The 19,394-nt window shown below is 36.5% G+C and carries 11 protein-coding genes; 1 reads left to right on the top strand and 10 read right to left on the bottom strand.

Translation table 11 applies throughout. The features are described 5' to 3' along the window. Positions 1 to 12 precede the first annotated feature (12 nt). Together ABN217_RS15070 and ABN217_RS15065 are read right to left on the bottom strand one after the other, a co-directional pair. Positions 13 to 5,958: an alpha-2-macroglobulin family protein gene (locus tag ABN217_RS15070; RefSeq protein ID WP_349459575.1), complete on the bottom strand. Its 5,946-nt coding sequence runs from the start codon at positions 5,956 to 5,958 to the stop codon at positions 13 to 15. Positions 5,959 to 6,272: 314 nt separating this feature from the next. After that, positions 6,273 to 7,403 (bottom strand): YiiG family protein, encoded by a 1,131-nt coding sequence (locus ABN217_RS15065; protein WP_349459574.1) that lies wholly within the window; start codon positions 7,401 to 7,403, stop codon positions 6,273 to 6,275. An 811-nt stretch (positions 7,404 to 8,214) separates the two neighbouring features. Here ABN217_RS15065 and mutS point away from each other — a divergent pair. Continuing rightward, positions 8,215 to 10,779 (top strand): DNA mismatch repair protein MutS, encoded by a 2,565-nt coding sequence (mutS, locus tag ABN217_RS15060; protein WP_072070173.1) that lies wholly within the window; start codon positions 8,215 to 8,217, stop codon positions 10,777 to 10,779. A gap of 202 nt (positions 10,780 to 10,981) precedes the next feature. Here mutS and ABN217_RS15055 read toward each other — a convergent pair whose 3' ends face one another. From ABN217_RS15055 to ispF, 8 genes are all read right to left on the bottom strand, one after another. After that, entirely contained in the window at positions 10,982 to 12,136 is a 1,155-nt protein-coding gene (locus tag ABN217_RS15055; RefSeq protein ID WP_349459572.1) for a hypothetical protein, read from the bottom strand. Then, positions 12,133 to 13,392 (bottom strand): hypothetical protein, encoded by a 1,260-nt coding sequence (locus ABN217_RS15050; RefSeq protein ID WP_196553859.1) that lies wholly within the window; start codon positions 13,390 to 13,392, stop codon positions 12,133 to 12,135. The genes ABN217_RS15055 and ABN217_RS15050 overlap by 4 nt, the downstream gene beginning before the upstream one ends. Positions 13,393 to 13,556: 164 nt before the next feature. Next, positions 13,557 to 14,540, bottom strand: a complete 984-nt coding sequence (gene rpoS / locus ABN217_RS15045; protein WP_023582671.1) for an RNA polymerase sigma factor RpoS — start codon at positions 14,538 to 14,540, stop codon at positions 13,557 to 13,559. Positions 14,541 to 15,225: 685 nt separating this feature from the next. Further along, on the bottom strand, positions 15,226 to 16,344 hold the full coding sequence (gene nlpD / locus ABN217_RS15040; protein WP_349459571.1) for a murein hydrolase activator NlpD: 1,119 nt from the start codon (positions 16,342 to 16,344) through the stop codon (positions 15,226 to 15,228). Positions 16,345 to 16,497: 153 nt separating this feature from the next. Then, positions 16,498 to 17,124 (bottom strand): protein-L-isoaspartate(D-aspartate) O-methyltransferase, encoded by a 627-nt coding sequence (locus tag ABN217_RS15035; protein ID WP_072070178.1) that lies wholly within the window; start codon positions 17,122 to 17,124, stop codon positions 16,498 to 16,500. Then, positions 17,118 to 17,882, bottom strand: coding sequence for a 5'/3'-nucleotidase SurE (gene surE, locus ABN217_RS15030; RefSeq protein WP_072070179.1), 765 nt, complete (start codon positions 17,880 to 17,882; stop codon positions 17,118 to 17,120). Before surE ends, ABN217_RS15035 begins: the two co-directional genes overlap by 7 nt. After that, on the bottom strand, positions 17,860 to 18,912 hold the full coding sequence (gene truD / locus ABN217_RS15025; protein ID WP_340893665.1) for a tRNA pseudouridine(13) synthase TruD: 1,053 nt from the start codon (positions 18,910 to 18,912) through the stop codon (positions 17,860 to 17,862). The genes surE and truD overlap by 23 nt, the downstream gene beginning before the upstream one ends. Further along, positions 18,909 to 19,394, bottom strand: coding sequence for a 2-C-methyl-D-erythritol 2,4-cyclodiphosphate synthase (gene ispF, locus ABN217_RS15020; RefSeq protein ID WP_196553856.1), 486 nt, complete (start codon positions 19,392 to 19,394; stop codon positions 18,909 to 18,911). The genes truD and ispF overlap by 4 nt, the downstream gene beginning before the upstream one ends.

The following is a 19,394-nucleotide window of genomic DNA, read 5'->3' as shown; positions in this document are numbered from 1 at the left end:
TCCAATTTAATTTCATTTTACATTGCCATTATTTTGCGTCGGTTTATTAACAGTCATAACTCCTTTACCAACCGCTAATGCTTGTATTTCTCTATCATACATCGCTTCTGCAAATGCTGGCGGTATTGTAAATACCCCAGAATTAGTCGCTTTAATTTGATAAACGAATTCTTGTACCTGTTGACTAGCTGTACCATAAATAATGACTCTATCTTCTCGAATATCACTGTATTCTGGTGACCAGCGTGTTCCTTTTGATCTGGTTGGTGACAACCATTCCACTTCAGGGTTATCAACATCATCCATTGATTGTTGTACAACCTCAAATCCTCCCGGAAGTAAGTCCACCAGCACAACATTATCAACGCCCTGCTTTGCATTGGCTCTGACTTTTATATGTACATAAAGCTTTTCGCCTAATGTTGCACTATTTACAGACTCACCCTTTTCATTCACGTAATCACGAGAAATTTCTAATCCTTGTGAAAGCGCTTCTTTAGGTTGCTCGCTATCAAAACCAGACTGTGTGACAACATACCAAGCAGGATTATTTGTTGGGTTATTAAACAAAACTTCGTTAATACCTGCACCAAACTGGCCAATCGCAGTTGCATTTGTCATCGATGAGATCACTATTGGCGGATTTTCACCTTTTTTAGCACTCACAGTTAATGGTTGTGCTGATGCTGTGGTGTTTTGGATCTGTTTAGTGTAATGCTCTAACGCCAAAATACTCATCGCTGATGATTGTGTGGTATAGCGCTCTTCTTTAAAGCTCAATACCATATTCTCTAAGAGCTGCGGTGGAATATCAGCGGCTTTTTCAGGGAAATGTTTCACAATCAAATATAATCTTGTACTGTCTAAAACCAGTGGATCTAAATAGTTTTTCGACCACCACGCCTTACTATAAGCCTTGCTTAGCTCTTGCCATGTGGGTTTTAACAACTCGTCAGCTTGTTTATCCATTTTCAACATTTTATAAGAAGCTGCTAAATATAAAGCACCTAAATCACTCTGCCATGTTTTTGGATAATTCTTTTGCATACGCGTTTGAATAGCTGCTATTTCACTGGTAGTGACTTTGCCTTGACGCGTTAACAAATAGACTGCAAAAGCACGCATTCTAAGTTCATCTTGATTATTTAACCCTACATTGACGGCAAGCTTAGTTAAATATTCATTGGATGATCGCAATAGCGTATCAGATACAGGGTAATTTGCTTCTTGTGCCTCTAGTAAAAATTGAACCACATATAAGGTGACAAAGGGATCTGTCGATGGTGTAGAGCGCCATGTTCCTATTGCTCCTTGCCCATTTTGACGAGTGAGTAATGTCGCCATTGTTTGTTCAAGTTGAGAACGAATTTTACCTTGTGAATAGATAGCCTTCATTTCAGGATTACGTTGATGGAATAATAACGGTACTGCCTGACTGGTTATTTGCTCTGAACAATTATAAGGATAATTAGCAAGGTATTGTGCTAATGCACTACTGAGCACCAAAGGAGAGTAAGAAACACGCGCATCTCTATTGGCATATTCATCATACATTTGGCGAATATACGTGACACTCTGCTCTTTTCCATCCATACGGCCTAAGCTTGATTGAGTTCGATAAGCTGAAGCAGGGCGAATAGAGAGAGCCACCGTCCGTTGAGTTACTTTACCTTCTGTATTCACTGAGAAAGTGATAGCGCCATTACCCAATTGCGATTTCGCTTTTAGTCTAAAGGAAACCACCGTTTCTTTTTTCTCACCTAATTCCAATTGATAACTCTTTTGTCCTATCACCTCTAATTGAGGCTCTGGTGTTATCATGACATCTAGTTTTGTTTCAACGCCATTAAGATCAGTGAGATTATTTGCAATACCTAAAGTCACATCAAATTCATCATTTGGTGCAACAGTCGTCGGTATATGTGGGCTTAATACAAAATCATCACGCACTGTAGTATAACGTTGTGCATTCCCTATACGGTTTGGGGTAACAGATACTGCCATTATGCGGATCTTGCCATTAAAATATTCAGGCACTTTATAATTAAAGACCGCTTCACCCTCTACTTCCGTAATACCAGACCAATAGGCCACAGGTTCTTCTTTTTTACGTTTGAATGGATTTAAATAGAGATCAACACCTTCTCCTGCATCTCCACCCGGTGCCGAAGTCAGTGACATCATTTTGCTAAACTCAGGCAAGATAAGATCGAGTATTTGTGTGCTTTCAACTTCTAATGATCGTTTACGGAAGAAGTAATCCAATGGATCTTTTAATTTATATCGTGCAACTTGTAAAATGCCTTCGTCAACAGCAAATACAGCAACTTGTTGTGGAGTCTCTGTTTTTACGGTGATCGGCAAAGTCTCGCCTGGCTTGATAATCTCAGGTGATTGCAATTCAATATTAGCTTGAAAATTTTCACGACTCACTTTAAACGGTATAACACCATAGCTAAGTGGACTCATAAATATTTCGTCAGAGTTAATATCTCGAACAAATTGGACATTGATATAACCATTACCTTGTAAATCATCTGGAACACGGATCTTTTGTACTGAACTTGTTGTTGATGATGTAAACCACTGCCAATGATAAACCTTATCTTTTTCTATAGTGATAATGCCACTGCCGATATAAGGCGCATTAATGGCAATTTCTATTTCTTCACCAGCTTTGTATGTGTCTTTGTTTAAAGTAAGTTGTAGCTCAGCTTCGCGATCAAGGGATCGCGTAACATTCGCGTTTCCTGCGACCGTATAATTGATGCGGTTGAGTACATTACCTGCTTTATTTTTGACTAATAATACAAAATTACCTGGTGTTTGCGTCTCTAATAAAAAGTGGCTACCTTTTTCATCAATAGAAAATGGGACTTCATTAATAAAAACTTCTTTTAATTTAGACTGATATTTATAAACACCCGAATTTTGACGAGTTAAAACAGAAAGGTATTTTTGCTCATAACGTTCTAGTGTGAGTGCCTCTTGAGTAACTTGTTTTAATGTTGGATCAATGGCGATAAAATTGAGATTACGTTGTGCATTTTGATTGATATAGTCAAGTGTTCCATCTGCTTTTACCCCAACGAGATAATCATGAGGAGATACCATTACACGGGCCGCCGCAGTGACTGAGCGACCACTTCCTGCATCAAAAGCTTCAGAGATAAGTTGTAATTGATAAGTTGCATCATCATAGGACTCTAGCCCTAAATCAATATCAGCTATCCCTTCATCATTTGTTGTCGTCTCTTCTAACTCTGTTTCAAAACTATCGTGATTACGGCGGTTTTCATAAAAACGATAATCAGAATAGCGTGAGAAATTAGGATAAATTGGTCGTAACGTTAATTTGGACACAACACGTCTATTTTGTGCAGGCGTACCAAATAAATTTTGTACGTCAATTGATGCTTTTAATTCAGAAGGTTTAACCCACCCTTGTTGCCTATTAGGTTTCAGATTAAGTGCAACTTTAAGTAAGTCAGGTTCAAATTCTTTAACGACAATACTCGTACTGCCTAATAAACTGGCATCTTCGTTATTCTTACCCACCAAGTAAAGATAAATATTCCAATCTCCAGTAGGCGAGTTTTCTGAAGTGGTATAACTCAATTCATTAAAACCAAATTCGTTTAATGTCATGGACTTATTTAACATTAATGTATTACGAGGATCACGAATTTCAACACGTAGAGGTACTCCATCAATAGCCGTTTTCCAGTCAAATGTCCGTGTAATTAGCCCTATATTGAAAGTTTCACCAGGCCTATAAACACCTCTATCAGAAAAAAGAAAACTATCAAGAGTGCGGGGATCTTTGGGCGTATCATCGCCATAAACATCAAAGCGAGAAAGGTTTAATTGTCTATCGTAATAAGCATTTGTCGGTAAAAATGAAATATCCCCTTCTTTTTCAACTAAAAAGAGAACCGCAGTTTGTTCATTTCTAAAGTCTTTAAGCGTTGGAAAAGCAACATGTCCATCAGCATTAGTTATTTTGCTAAGTAACGTTGTTCCATTTTTAGCAATGACAGAGACTTTCGCATTACTAACAGGTTCACCACTATAAATAGATTGTACAAAAACATCTCTTGAACCGTTAATCGAGGATTTCGCGATAATGCCTAAATCAGTGACAACAACAAAGCGAGCATCAAAAACCACTTCATCATCGCCCTCTTCATAATACTCTTCGTTTTCATCATCTGTTCTTGATGCTTTATTCGGATCCCAAGAAGTCAGTTTTAATAAAAATATGCCACGCTTAGCATTAGGATCAGCAGATAAATAGCGACTTAAATCAATTCCCTTGTATTGAGTTTCACCTTTATTTTCGTTGTTCAGTGCTGTTTGATAAGTAAAATGCTCTGTAAAATATTCATCATTTAGACGGTTAAAATTCGTTGAAGTAAAATATTTATCTTTAAAAGAAACAATATGCTGTAACTGATTTGGAATAACTCGCTTAATATCTAATTGTAACCCCGGAAGATTACGAGCAGAAACGGTGATCCGTTTATCTCCTGTCATAGAAAGTAAAGCACCTTCAGATACAAAACTCAGCATTTGTGGGTAATCAGGGACGCTGACGATTTGATAACGATCTTCTTTTAATTGGTATCCTCCAACAGAAGTTATTCCACTTGAGATTTTAACCAATAGATAGCGATAAGCAGGTGCATTATATTTAAAAGCAAAGGTAGCCTGATTTTCTTGCTCATTATCACTTATCTCAAGTGTTAATTTTTCTGACTGAGCAAGAATAGTTTTACTAACATCATTCAAATTCCAATCGTAATAATCATCTTCACCTTGGTTAAGGTCAGCATTTTGTATTTCTAAATTGTGTTGAGGTAATAACCATGCACTAACTTCATTTTTTATCTCTTTCTCATTCAACGCATCATTTAAAGAAACAATAAGCACACGCGCATCTTTACCATTTTCAGACTCAACAAGCTCACTTTCTATATTGGAAACACTAAGGCTATATAAACTTGGAACATCCACACCATAGGTTTTTTCTTTTGATGTTGAGTTTGCTGTCACTGTACTCGCAACACCTGGTGCAATCTTAAGGAACACTTTGCTACTAATATCTTTTAGCGCTAACTGTTCAGAATGAACCCATGCCGTTAATTTTTTATTATCATAATTAATAACGTATTTTAGCTTCTCATTATCACCATATTTCATTGAAAGCCGTTTTTCAAAGCTCTGAATATCAACAGGGGCATTAAATGAAATTTTAATAATGGCATGCTTTTGAGCAGGATTTTGAGGATCTTGATAAAACTCACTATTTCCTAAACGATAATCAAAAATAGACGTTTTAAATTCATATTTTTTTAATTTAAGTGAAAACTGGGGCGCTAATAACTTAGCTTCATCAAGTTCTATTTGATATTTGCTTCCCATTGCAAATGGTTTTTTCGCTGTAAAAACAAGAGTCGAACCATTTTGCCAATGCCAATTCCCTTCAATAGCTGGCGTTAATGTCACGCCTTCAGTGACTTCTTTATCAATAAGTGTAATAGGTGCAGCAGAACGTGAAAAAGATAACGTTATTCTCTGTGATTGAGGATTGTCGCTGGCATAATTAATTGGCGCAGGGGCAGTCAGTTTTATATCAACTTTTTGTACAACAATGGGAGCAACATCAATAGGAACAGGGCGATTAAGATAACTGTGGTAACCGTAGTAACTACCAAAAGACATGACTAGAAGAAAAATAATAGAACCTAATACCGTTTTCGGGTGGTTCACCATACCCTTTTCAATATTTCTCAAATGCCGAGCAACAAAACTAACCCATATAGGTGTACTCCATTGTATTTGTCCTATAAACGGGCTAAGTATTTTCTCAAGAAGACGAATACAAAAAACAATAATCCAGCCAAATAAACGGATCAGTTTAAACGGAAGACTAAGTAAAAAGCGCAATACATCCATATAGGTAGTCCTAGATTGCCCTGATAAAAATATGTTATTTTTATCAATAAAATTAAGTCAAAATCGAAATAAATAGGGTTGCTGTAAGTGAATAAGCATTAATACCTATTAATAAATAATATCTATAAAGACAGATTACATTCTTAATATTTTTTTCCTAGCATTCAATTCTATTTCAAGATTCTTCTGAACTTTAGTTTGAGTCATCTTTTTCTAATAATCATTTCATGTTTAATAAAACACAGAATAAAAGACAAATTTTGCGAGAAGAATCGCACTATTAAAGTGCGATTTACATTTTTACAGTATAAATATTACTTCGCTATTAAAGAATTATAATTCTCTATCAAATATTTATACTCATTTGAAATAGTATTTATGCTACTTGATATATCTTTCTTCTCATTGAGTTTTTTCTCTAATACTTTTAACTCAATGACAAGTTGTTGATATAATTCTAAATACTTTTTAACTGAATAATCAGTACTTTTCATATTTTCTTTATTTAGCAATGCTTCATTACCAAATACTTTTTCTAATTCAATTGATTGCGCTTCAATTTTGGTAATTGCCGCAGAAAGTGTAGCCACATCTATTTTATCTGGGTTCATTGAATCAAGTGTGTTGGTTACTGTATCCAGTGATTGCATAATTTGATAGCGAACAACCAAACCTTCTTTTTTCACTAATTCAAGCTCTTCAATATGCATTGCTTGATAATAGTTTTCATATGCGTCAGCAGCTTTTTCTTTCTCATCGATTAGTTTGGCATAAGCATTTTTCACATCTTCATACAAATTACTGGCTTGTGCAAAATCATCTAAACGATAAGTCTCCTTTACAACCAGATAATCCCCAAGCTTTAGCAATTTTTCATATAAATCAACATAACTTTCACCATAAGCATTACCTACAGCATCTAATTCTGGAAGTGTAGGGGAAAGCGTTTTCATAAATTCAAAAGATTCTTTAGCTCGCTCTGCTCCTGAAACACTCAAATACATAGAGAAAGCACTCCTAACAGGCATTATCGCACTACTCGCTTTCATTTTTTTTATTTGGTCTGTTTCTGTTTCAAATACTTTGAAAGGTGTTAAATCAATGCTTTCACCATTATCAGAACTTAAACTTGTTAAAACTGTTTTCGTATTATCTAAAAGATTAACGTTAATTGTGCCTGAAATTCTGCCCGTTTTTTTCTGTATAATGGTGCCAAAATCTTCGTTAAACGTTGCTAGCCACAAATTACCTTTTTCAATTTTCTGACTAAACTGAACTTCATCAGATTGAGTATTTTTTGAATCAGGCTTAGATTGTGTTGTTTGCTCTGTTTTATTTTTATCTTGCGAGGATGTTCCTGTATTCGAATTTTCATTTGAATTATCACAACCTACTGCTGATATTAATAAAATACTTATTATCGATGCTAATATGCTCTTTTTCATAACCCCTCATTATATTATTAAGTAATTTACTTGCTATAAACTATAATGAGTTTAATAATTAATGACTATTATTTATTACATTTATTTCAAACATCACAGCAACACTCTTTATAAGAGTATTTTAAGACGATTAATAACGTATATATACTTAAGTGCGTTGTTATATCTTTATAAATATTTTTTAAGCGTTTATATATATCCTATATAAGTGTTTCAACTGGCAACTTAATTAACTCTGTAGGCGATTTACTTAAAATAACAAATCACCATAATCGTCCCATTCGACCATTTCCATCAGAATTTACGACTCATAATGTGACTCTTTATATTTATTTTTTGTTTAATTATCCATAAGATACCCTATTACTCTTATAGACTCTGGTTTTTTACATCTATTAAAAATTGAAGAATAGTTAACAAACTCTTTTTATGCGGGTTGTACCGCGAAAGAGATGATTTTCTGATGTTTAATATTTAAATATTTACCTTACTTTTTAATTTGCGTATTTATTGTGTAAAAGATATCCCATTTTGTTTATTAATGTAATTAAATATCTTTCAAATCAATATGTAATAAATTAAAAACAATGAATTTTCAGAAAAGTGCAGATTGCTATTAACGGTTAATCAACGATATTATAGTGAATAAAATTATTCCACTCTTGGTCTAAAAAGATATTTGTATCATTAAAACAACAGACTGAAACCTTGTGATATGATCGAACAAAGCTTGTGAAATAAAGCAACATTCAGTGTAACAATAGATTTTCACAAATAACTTAAAATTCAATACGTTAAGACAGACAACAACATGACTGACATTCAACATTTAGACTCCCACACACCAATGATGCAGCAATATCTGAAAATTAAAGCAGAGCATCCTGAAATCTTGTTGTTTTACCGTATGGGTGATTTTTATGAACTGTTTTTTGACGATGCTAAAAAAGCCTCTCGCTTATTAGATATTTCATTAACAAAACGAGGTCAGTCTGCGGGGCAACCTATTCCTATGGCAGGAGTTCCTCATCACGCTGTTGAGAATTATCTCGCTAAATTAGTACAATTAGGTGAATCTGTCGCTATTTGTGAGCAAATTGGTGATCCTGCAACAAGCAAAGGCCCCGTTGAACGCAAAGTTATTCGTATTGTGACCCCCGGTACCGTCACAGATGAGGCCTTACTTGAAGAACGCCAAGACAACCTTTTAGCCGCTATTTGGCAAGATAAAAATGGCGCATTTGGTTATGCTACATTAGATATCACATCCGGGCGTTTTCGAGTTACTGAAATGCCTGATAGTGAAAGCATGATGGCTGAATTACAACGTACCCATCCAGCAGAATTACTTTATCCAGAAACCTTTGAATCAATGGCATTGATTGAGCGCCAACAAGGCTTGCGTCGTCGCCCTATTTGGGAGTTTGAACCTGAGACAGCAAAACAACAGCTCAATCTACAATTTGGCACTCGTGATTTAACAGGTTTTGGTGTTGAGAATGCACATCTCGCGCTCTGTGCTGCTGGCTGTTTATTACAATATGTGAAAGATACGCAACGCACCTCTTTACCTCATATCCGTAGCATTACCATGGAACGCCCTCAAGATTCGATTATTTTAGATGCGGCAACTCGTCGCAACCTTGAATTAACACAAAATCTTGCGGGCGGCACTGATAACACACTGGCATCTGTACTTGACCTTTGTGTTACCCCTATGGGAAGCCGTATGCTAAAACGTTGGATACACACACCATTACGCCAACGTGAACAACTCATTAAACGTCAAGATGCAATTAGTGCATTGCAGCCTCTCTATTTTGAGTTACAGCCTTTTTTACGCCAAATCGGCGATTTAGAACGTGTATTAGCACGTTTAGCGTTACGTTCAGCACGCCCTCGTGATCTATCTCGTATGCGTCACGCTTTTCAGCAATATCATGATATTCACCAAGTGCTTGAACAAGCGGATATGCCTTACATTAAAGAATTACAAAAGCGTATTAGCCAGTTCGATGAATTATGTGAACTACTTGAACAAGCTATTGTTGAAACACCGCCGGTATTAGTACGTGACGGAGGTGTTATTGCATCAGGTTATAATGCTGAATTAGATGAATGGAGAGCATTAGCCGATGGAGCAAGTGATTACCTTGATAAACTTGAAATTCGTGAACGTGAAAAATGGGGTATTGATACACTTAAAGTTGGCTTTAATGGTGTACATGGCTATTACATTCAAGTAAGTCGCGGGCAAAGCAATTTAGTACCTATGCACTATGTTCGCCGTCAAACATTGAAAAATGCTGAACGTTATATTATTCCTGAGCTAAAAGAGTATGAAGATAAAGTCCTGACCTCGAAAGGTAAGGCGCTGGCGATTGAAAAAATGCTCTATGAAGAGATTTTTGAAAAATTATTGCCACACCTTACTGCATTACAACTCAGTGCAGAGGCTTTAGCAGAAACAGACGTTCTCTCTAACCTTGCAGAGCGCGCTGAATCATTAAATTATACTCGCCCAGAATTAAGTGAGAAAACAGGTATTCAAATCTCAGGAGGACGCCACCCTGTTGTTGAACAAGTCCTTAGTGAACCTTTTATTTCTAACCCATTACAATTGGCACCTCAACGTCGCTTATTAATCATTACAGGCCCGAATATGGGGGGTAAAAGTACTTACATGCGACAAGCTGCTTTAATTACTTTACTTGCCTATATAGGTAGCTTTGTTCCTGCAGAAAAAGCATTAATTGGCCCTGTTGACCGTATATTTACTCGTGTGGGAGCTTCTGATGACCTTGCTTCTGGCCGCTCTACCTTTATGGTGGAAATGACCGAAACAGCCAATATTTTGCACAATGCGACTGAAAACAGCTTGGTCTTAATGGATGAAATTGGTCGGGGTACATCAACTTATGACGGATTATCTTTGGCTTGGGCTTGTGCTGAAAACTTAGCTAATCGTATTAAAGCAATGACACTCTTTGCGACCCACTATTTTGAATTAACCACGTTACCTGAAAAACTTGAGGGTACTGCAAACATTCACTTAGATGCTGTCGAACATGGTGACACCATTGCCTTTATGCATAGCGTTCAAGAAGGTGCCGCAAGTAAAAGTTATGGTTTGGCTGTAGCCGCATTAGCGGGTGTTCCTAAAGAGGTTATTCGCCGGGCTAAACAGAAATTAAAAGAGCTTGAAATGCTATCTGGCCACTCTGGTTCCGGTCACGTTGAAACGTCACAACTGATGTTGTTAACAGAGGCTGAACCTTCTGCGATTGAATTAGCTTTAGATAAAATCGATCCTGATGCTCTAACACCACGACAAGCTTTAGAACAACTTTATCGATTAAAAGAAATGTCCAAATAAGACATAAAAAATCAAATAAATAAATGATAAAAAATGGCGCAGTGTTTATCTTCATTGCGCCATTTTTATAACAGTTTTCTATTTTTATCACTGATAATTACACTGTTTCACTTATGCAACTCGCTGTTATCTCGTTTTTTATTTTGTCATTATCTTTTGAGACTGCATTTTTAAGCTAAAATAATCAGAGATAAATCCCACGTCAATTGATTGATGCATGACTATATTTCAGTCGCTCACCCAATAACAATAAAGTGTCATCATCACCATAGTTGTCAAATAAACGAATAAATGAAGATAACGCGGGATTAAACATCATATCGTCAGTGATTTTCTCATAAGAAGTATAATTTTTTGTTTTTAATGAAAAAATCAGCGTAACTTTATCATCATTACGGCCTTTATTTAAAATCAAATCGTTACTACTTATCATCAAATCATTTAGATATTTATAACCACTTTCATAGAAAGTTTCTACATTTCCATCAGCTTGGCGCTGAACAACAGAATAGAGCTCACGAGAAGCATGTTGAGCAATAAAATAGATATCACCTTTATCATTTTGAGCAACTTCTTTAACACGCAAAGGAAGCCAACGTGTTTTTGTCACTTCTTTATTAACTAAATTTAATGTGATTTCTAATGTGTTTGTTGTGTAATGATGATTATAAAAAATAACGAGAGAATCACCCGATAAGGTATAATGGAATTGTGTAAATTCACCAAAGTCCTCTGCATAATACTGCTTAACAAGATCTTCTGTATTAATGGAATATTCCCAACTCTCTCCCTCATCTAAACTTGTCATTATTGTTTTATTGTCAACTAACACTAATTGCGATGTAGCCTCTGAATATAATAATTTCCCTCCAATAAGCGCTAAAGGAAAACGGTAATAGCCATTATTACTCTCTTGCCAAGGAATTAAATCATCAAGCATAAACTTAGTTAAGTTCATTACTTGCCGTCCCTGCTCTGTAAATAGAATACACTTTTCAGGAATACAATAGGCGTTATAAAAGCTACCTTGCCCCTGTGACACAAAACGAGTACCTTCTTTGTCAGAAAAATAGAGTGTATATTTTCTCTGGTTATCTTGGCGATAGAGTCGGCCATAAAGATCAACATCATATCGCCCTTGATCCGATTCTGTTTTAATTAAGATACCACTTGGTGCATTAAATGTATTACGCCAATCATAACGAGAATAATGATAGGAAGATAAATCCGCATCTTTTTCATTTTTCCATTGCCACTTAGCAGCAAAACCGTGAAAAAGCACGCCATAAAAAAGGAGCAAGCTTAAAATAAATAAACCAGTGATGATAATAAAGGGTTTACGGAAAAAAGGATTCATTGGCTTAACTCCGTAACATAAAGCAGCTTTTTATTTTCAACACATCGCTGTTGGAGCAAAAAATAGGTTTGATAACTACAGTTACCCTTTTGTGATAGTAAAATATAAAGATTCGAAAATAAGGCAATTAAAAAAGCAAATCCTGTCATTATTGAACCGTAGATGATCCCCATACCTAAAAAAGTATCACCAACAAAAAACCAGTCCCATTTATCCCAATAATTACCATTATCGTAAACATCTGAAATAGAAAAAATAGCGAACAACGAGAAAATAAAGGCGCTGATTAATCCTGTAATTAACAACGATAATCTTTTAGTTCGCTGATGTCCAAGATACATCTGCCCTGAAATTGAATAAGCACCATTATCAGTATGATTATAAATACCTAAGACAACTGGCCCAGAGTTTTTATCTTCTTCTTGCCAAAAGAATAATTCAACATCATCACCATCAGTCAAAAATAAATTATGATCAGAATAAAATAAACGTTCTTTATAACTAAATATAAATGGATGTTTATCAATCTGACAGGATATTTGCATCACCACACTCTCTGCGTTGCGGGAGTGTATTTTAATTCTATCAACATGATGAAGTTTTATTTTCCCTCGTACTTGCTGTACTTTACTTTGTTTGATGTGAAAGGTTGGTTTTTTGCGTGTTATATGCTTTAACAGTGGTATTGTTTTTATTTCAGGAATAATCAGTTGTTCACCATCTGGAGCAGTAATATCTTGTTTAGCCATTATTTTATCCAACGCTTTAATTCTTTTTTTATGCTTAGGTCTAATACGCTGAAAAAAACGATAGGCTTTTTCTCCGATATAACTCACTCCAACCATTACAGCACCAAATGAAATAACCATGGAAACGATGATGAAGAAATTAGTCTCTAGATAAAGTAAAGAATAATAGCTCCATCCACTCCCAATTACAGTAAGAACAAAAGCAAGTAATAACCATTTTTTCTGTTTAGTGGTAAGTGTAAAAGTTCTTTCTGGCTCAAGCCTTCCTTTGCTGTCATGATAAATCCATTGCACCCATAAACTGCCGTCATTAAGCAATTCAGCACAAATTTTAAGCTCATCGCCTTGTTTTAAACGTTTCAGAAAATCTTGAGAGTGAGTGAAATCATCTTCATTAAGATAAAACACTTTACCTGATGCTATTAATCTCACCATTCCTTTCGGTGAGGTTTTATTTTGGTCAAAATGGCAACTCTCTAATTTGACGTTTAAAAAATAATCTTTCATATCTTCCTTTATCTCTTTTACCAGATTAACGAGATGCAACACCACGCTCTTGTTTTATCTTGTTAAATCACATAATACAAGATAAAGAAAAGCCGATTAGCAACTTACTAATCGGCTTTGGCAATAACAATATATTGGAAGCTGTAGACAGAAATAAAGGCTAGTTATGCTTTGAAAAGAGCTTCAATACATAACCCCTGACTTTGCAGAATGTCTTTTAGTCGGCGTAATCCTTCAACTTGGATTTGACGAACTCTTTCTCTTGTCAGACCAATTTCTCTACCAACATCTTCTAAAGTTTCAGCCTCGTAGCCTAATAATCCAAAACGGCGCGCCAATACTTCACGTTGCTTAGGATTTAATTCAAATAACCACTTTATGATATTTTCCTTGAGGTTATTATTTTGAATTGTCGCCTCAGGCCCTTCTTCATTTTCGTCAGAGATAATATCGAGTAAGGCTTTATCTGAATCCCCCCCAATTGGGGTATCAACAGAAGTAATACGTTCATTTAAACGCAACATCTTACTTACATCTTCAACTGGTTTATCAAGCGTTTGTGCAATTTCTTCAACACTAGGCTCATGATCAAGCTTATGTGCTAGTTCTCTTGCAGTTCTTAAATAAACATTCAGCTCTTTAACGATATGAATGGGCAGACGAATGGTACGAGTTTGATTCATAATGGCACGTTCTATGGTTTGACGTATCCACCATGTCGCATAAGTTGAAAAACGAAAACCTTTTTCAGGATCGAATTTTTCAACTGCACGGATCAGTCCTAAATTCCCTTCTTCAATCAAATCAAGCAGGGCAAGACCTCTGTTTGTATAACGACGAGATATCTTAACAACTAAACGAAGGTTACTTTCTATCATTCGTTGTCTTGAAGGAATGTCACCACGTAACGCTCTACGGGCAAAAAAAACTTCTTCCTCAGCGGTCAGCAACGGAGAATAACCAATTTCTCCTAAATAAAGCTGAGTTGCATCAAGCGCACGCTGATTGACTCCTTCAATTAGTTCAATTTCGTCTTGAGCATCAGACTCATTTTCTGCCTCTTTTGCAGCAACTTCATCGAACTCTTCCATGTTCTCTTCAATTTCATCTGTATATAACTCGTCTACTCTTAGCGTACTTTGGCTCATCAGCTGCTCCTACCCTTGATAATTTAGGTAAACGACGTTTGATTAAAGTCTGTTTACCAGTTTATCGCTGTGTCACGACACAACGGGTTTACTGATTTTCCCTTGTAACGAATTACAAAATAAAAGATAACATAATCTATTTTACTGTTAATTTTATCTTTCTTTATTCAATAAATAACTTAACTATTGAGTGCAGGTTATTAACAGTTTTTTTATTATATTTACGTATGTTTATCTATACGTAAAATTACTTCACTTAATGCGCTAGCTGTAACTATTTGTATCTAAAAAAATAAATAAAAACCCAGAATAATAAAATAATACCAAATAATTTTTATTATTTACTATTATTAAAAAGATAATCTAATAAAGAAAATACCCTTTTAAACAAGAGGTTATTTTATAGCTCATCCTTTAGTAATAACGAATCTTTATTCATTTTTTATATAACATTTTTTAGCATACGCATTCATTGGTTGAGAATCAACCGTCTAATTTAACGTTATCTATAATTTTATATCGACCTCTCATTTTTACTTATCATTAATTAAGCAGTTTTACTTAGTTAAAATGTATTTTTTTTCAATATTTTAATTAATTACAGATAACAAAAAGCCCTCTCCTTTTTATAAAAGAGAGGGCTTAATTTTAGGATTATTCACTATACGAGTTAAAAATCACTTATTTATTTTTTAGGTAAATAGCTCATTGGATTAAGTGATTTTTCTTTATAACGGATCTCAAAGTGCAGTCGGACAGAGCTTGTTCCTGAGCTACCCATCGTCGCAATTTGCTGACCTACATTCACATTTTGTTGCTCACGTACCAAGATGGTGTCGTTATGCGCATATGCACTAAGGTATTCATCATTATGCTTAATGATAACAAGGTTACCATAACCACGTAATGCGCTACCGGCATAAACCACTTTACCTGCCGCCGTTGCAACTATTGGGGAACCTTTAGTACCACCAATATCGATACCTTTATTGCCTCCTGGAGCACTTGAATAACTTTCGATTATCTTACCTTGTGCTGGCCAAATCCACTTACCAGAAACCGCTGTTGGTGCTGGTGTTGCTGCCGTAGTGGTATTCGTGTTGGTTGTTGGTGGCGGAGTCGTTGTTTTCGGCGGTGTTGTTGCCGGTTTAGTGATCAATGGCCCCATTGATGTGTTATTTGTCGGTTTCGTTTGAGCCGTTTGAACACCAGCACTACTTGGTTGATTGATAACGGATGTATTCACATTCGTATTGGTTCCCGTATTGACTTGACGGTTACCAATATTCAGCACCTGTCCCACATTTAAACTGTAAGGTTCTGGAATATTATTCATTGATGCCAGCTCTTTTACATCGCTATCTGTTATCCACGCGATATAGAACATGGTATCACCCCGTTTTACTGTATAGGTATTGCCGCTGTAATTCCCTTTAGGAATACTGTCATAATTGCGGTTATACACAATACGGCCAGAACCATCTGTACCCACATTTTGAGTCGCTACTGATGTTTGTGGACGAGGTTGGTTTTGAGGCTGATATGTGCCCCCATTAGATGAAGCACTATTCACCTTAATTGAAGGAGGAGGTGACGATTGTAAAGGGGTCGTTCTTTCAACCGGTGTCGCATTACTGTTAGTCATCACAGGCGCGGTTGAGACCGTGTTATTTGAAGAGCTATCATTTACAGAGGTAATGGGTGCAGGACGATAAGGTGTATCTGCACAGCCTGTTAATGCAAATCCAATTACCGAACACATGATTGCCCAGCGGACATGCTTAATTGGGCTTTCTGAATTCATACTTCCTTCTCCCTTTAAAAAGGCATTAGCATCTAGCAATTTGTCGAGTTAAACAAAAAGACTGCAATTTTTTGAAAATGTTTCATTTATTAGTGCAGATTACGACAAGCTATTAAAAAGCAGTAATAAAAAGCGGTCAGATTTATCTGGAAGTTATGCTAACTCACCTGAAATTAAAGGAACAAACCTAACAGCTTCTATAGATTGATAGTGAAAATCATTACCTAAACGTCGGATAAACTTCAGTATTTGTTGCTGTTCGCCTACAGGTATTATCATCCTGCCACCATCAGCTAATTGCATCAATAACTGTTGTGGTACTTCTGTTGCACATGCTGTCACTATTATGGCATTAAAAGGCGCTTTTGATGACCACCCTTCCCATCCATCACCATGGCGTGTAGAAATATTATGTAAATCAAGATGCTTAAAACGTCGTTTAGCTTGCCATTGTAATATCTTTATACGCTCAACAGAGCTGACATGATGGACTAAATTTGCTAAAACAGCCGTTTGATACCCAGATCCTGTTCCAATTTCTAAAACAGAATCCGTACTTTGTAATTCTAGTAGCGTTGTCATTTTAGCAACAATATAAGGTTGTGAAATAGTTTGGCCATTACCAATAGGTAAAGCTGTATTTTCATAAGCCTTATGAGAAAGCGCTTCATCAATAAAGAGCTCTCTGGGTACTTTACTCATTGCTTCCAGCAGGCTTTCATCCTTGATACCATGCTGTTTTAACATTGTCAGTAAGTCTTTCATTGACCGACTTAACATGTTTTTTTGACCTCTGCTTTATTTAACCAATTTTGTAGTAAATCTAGTGCTTTGTATGCTGTTAAATCGACATGTAAGGGTGTAATCGACACATAACCTTCATCAACAGCAGCAAAATCTGTATCAGGGCCTACATCGTTTTTTTCGCCTGGAGGCCCAATCCAATAAAGGCTATTTCCTCTAGGATCGGTGTGAGTATAAACGTGCTGTGAAGCATGACGACTCCCACAACGTGTGATACGAAACCCTTTTACTTCATTTAGTGGAATATCTGGCACATTAATATTGAGAATATTCCCGGCTCTTAAAGGTACTTGTTGTAACATTGCCAACACATCACAAGTTACTTGAGCCGCTGTCTCAAAGTGCGTTTCACCATCTAATGAGACGGCAATCGCAGGTAAACCTAAAAAACGCCCTTCCGTTGCCGCTGCCACTGTACCTGAATAAATAACATCATCACCTAAATTAGGGCCATGATTAATACCGGAAACCACAATATCAGGACGAGGGCGCACTAAATGATTAACACCAAGATAAACACAATCTGTTGGTGTTCCTTCAACAATCGCGATATCGCCATTTTCCAGCTCTTGCTTGCGTAATGGCCGGTCAATTGTTAAAGAGTTAGAGGCGGCACTACGATTACGATCAGGTGCAACAATTTGTATATCATAGCGCTGGCGTAATGCTTTAGCGAGGGTCTGTATTCCTTTCGCCATCACACCATCGTCATTACTCACCAATATTTTCAGCATCATCATTCCCTAATAAAATTAATTCACGTACAACGCTAGTTGCAAAGCTTCCTGCAGGTAAAAAGAATGACAGAGAAACAGTGGTGTCGTCTACCCAATTCCATGACATATTTTCTGGTAACACATTGATAGCACGTCTTGTATTATCAACTCGCTCTTGTCGAGCCAATGTCCATAATGTTTCATATTCTGCCAGATTTTCAGTTTCAAAATCCAATGCTTGTGCTTGTGTACCTAAATCACCCTTGCCCGGTAAAGGTGCAGTTATATGAACATCATGTTCTTCATAGCGAGTTTGTGTTGAAGTGAGTTCAGCTTCATCGACAATAAACCAGCTGCCTCGTCCATGAAGTTGCATTGCATCACCGAGTATCACTTTTGAGTATAAATCACACTCTAATCTTTTACTGACAAGATGATTGAACATGGCACTGCGTGCTGCTGAAAGATAAAAACTGCGTTTACCACGCTCTTTAACACGAATTTCATCGGTTGCCCAACGCATCGCTTGGCGTAAGTTTTCACCATTACGCCCAAATCGTTGAGCACCAAAATAGTTAGGAATACCTTTAGCATTAATTTGAGCTAATCGTACATCAACAAATGTACGGTCTGAGATTTCTCTCAATACCAATGTAAAGTGATTACCTTTTAATGTTCCTATACGTAATTTACGTTGTTGGCGAGTTGTTTCTAAAATTTCACAACCTTCTAAAACAAACTGACTGAAGTCGGGCATCTCTTTACCCGGCATACGCAGACAAAACCATTGTTCGGTAACAGCATTTCTGTCTTTTAGTCCAGCATAGCTTGCATCTCTAGGGTGAATACCCACAAATTTTGCCAGTTTTTCAGCAACAAAAGCGGTGTTACATCCAGTTTTCCTGACTTTCACCATGACATGCTCACCTTCACCATCGAGGGTGAAACCAAGATCTTCACGGACAATAAAATCTTCAGGAATTGACTTCAATAAACCTGTTGCTTGTGGTTTTCCATGTAACCAATGGAGTTCTGGTAATTCACTCATTCAGGTAATGACTCTTTTATTAATAAAACAACAGCTTCACAAGCAATACCTTCTTTTCTACCCACAAATCCAAGTTTTTCAGTTGTTGTCGCTTTTACATTGATATCATCAATATGACAATGAAGATCTTCTGCAATATTGACACGCATTTGTGGTGTATGAGGTAACATTTTAGGAGCTTGAGCAATAATAGTGACATCTAAGTTACCAATTCGGTAACCTTTGGCTTTTACGCGTGAAAATGCTTCTCGAAGTAATACACGGCTATCAGCACCTTTATACGCCGGATCAGTATCAGGGAACAACGTACCAATATCCCCCATTGCCACTGCGCCTAAAATAGCGTCAGTCACCGCATGCAATACAACATCGCCATCAGAGTGAGCTAATAAGCCTTGTTCATAAGGAACTCTGACGCCGCCAATAATAATAGGACCTTCACCACCAAATTTATGTACGTCGTAACCGTGTCCAATTCTCAT

The sequence above is a fragment of the Proteus sp. fly-1067 genome (genome assembly GCF_040139345.1).
GTDB lineage: Bacteria > Pseudomonadota > Gammaproteobacteria > Enterobacterales > Enterobacteriaceae > Proteus > Proteus vulgaris_B.
The sequence above is the reverse complement of the archived record's forward strand: the minus strand, read 5'-3'. Positions and strand labels throughout refer to the sequence as shown.

Coding starts and splice junctions, on each gene's coding strand:
- rpoS (WP_023582671.1), bottom strand. CDS start 14,540: ATGAGCCAAAGTACGCTAAGAGTAGACGAGTTATATACAGATGAAATT.
- truD (WP_340893665.1), bottom strand. CDS start 18,912: ATGAGTGAATTACCAGAACTCCATTGGTTACATGGAAAACCACAAGCA.
- ABN217_RS15065 (WP_349459574.1), bottom strand. CDS start 7,403: ATGAAAAAGAGCATATTAGCATCGATAATAAGTATTTTATTAATATCA.
- nlpD (WP_349459571.1), bottom strand. CDS start 16,344: ATGAATTCAGAAAGCCCAATTAAGCATGTCCGCTGGGCAATCATGTGT.
- ispF (WP_196553856.1), bottom strand. CDS start 19,394: ATGAGAATTGGACACGGTTACGACGTACATAAATTTGGTGGTGAAGGT.
- ABN217_RS15050 (WP_196553859.1), bottom strand. CDS start 13,392: ATGAAAGATTATTTTTTAAACGTCAAATTAGAGAGTTGCCATTTTGAC.
- ABN217_RS15070 (WP_349459575.1), bottom strand. CDS start 5,958: ATGGATGTATTGCGCTTTTTACTTAGTCTTCCGTTTAAACTGATCCGT.
- ABN217_RS15055 (WP_349459572.1), bottom strand. CDS start 12,136: ATGAATCCTTTTTTCCGTAAACCCTTTATTATCATCACTGGTTTATTT.
- surE (WP_072070179.1), bottom strand. CDS start 17,882: ATGCTGAAAATATTGGTGAGTAATGACGATGGTGTGATGGCGAAAGGA.
- mutS (WP_072070173.1), top strand. CDS start 8,215: ATGACTGACATTCAACATTTAGACTCCCACACACCAATGATGCAGCAA.
- ABN217_RS15035 (WP_072070178.1), bottom strand. CDS start 17,124: ATGTTAAGTCGGTCAATGAAAGACTTACTGACAATGTTAAAACAGCAT.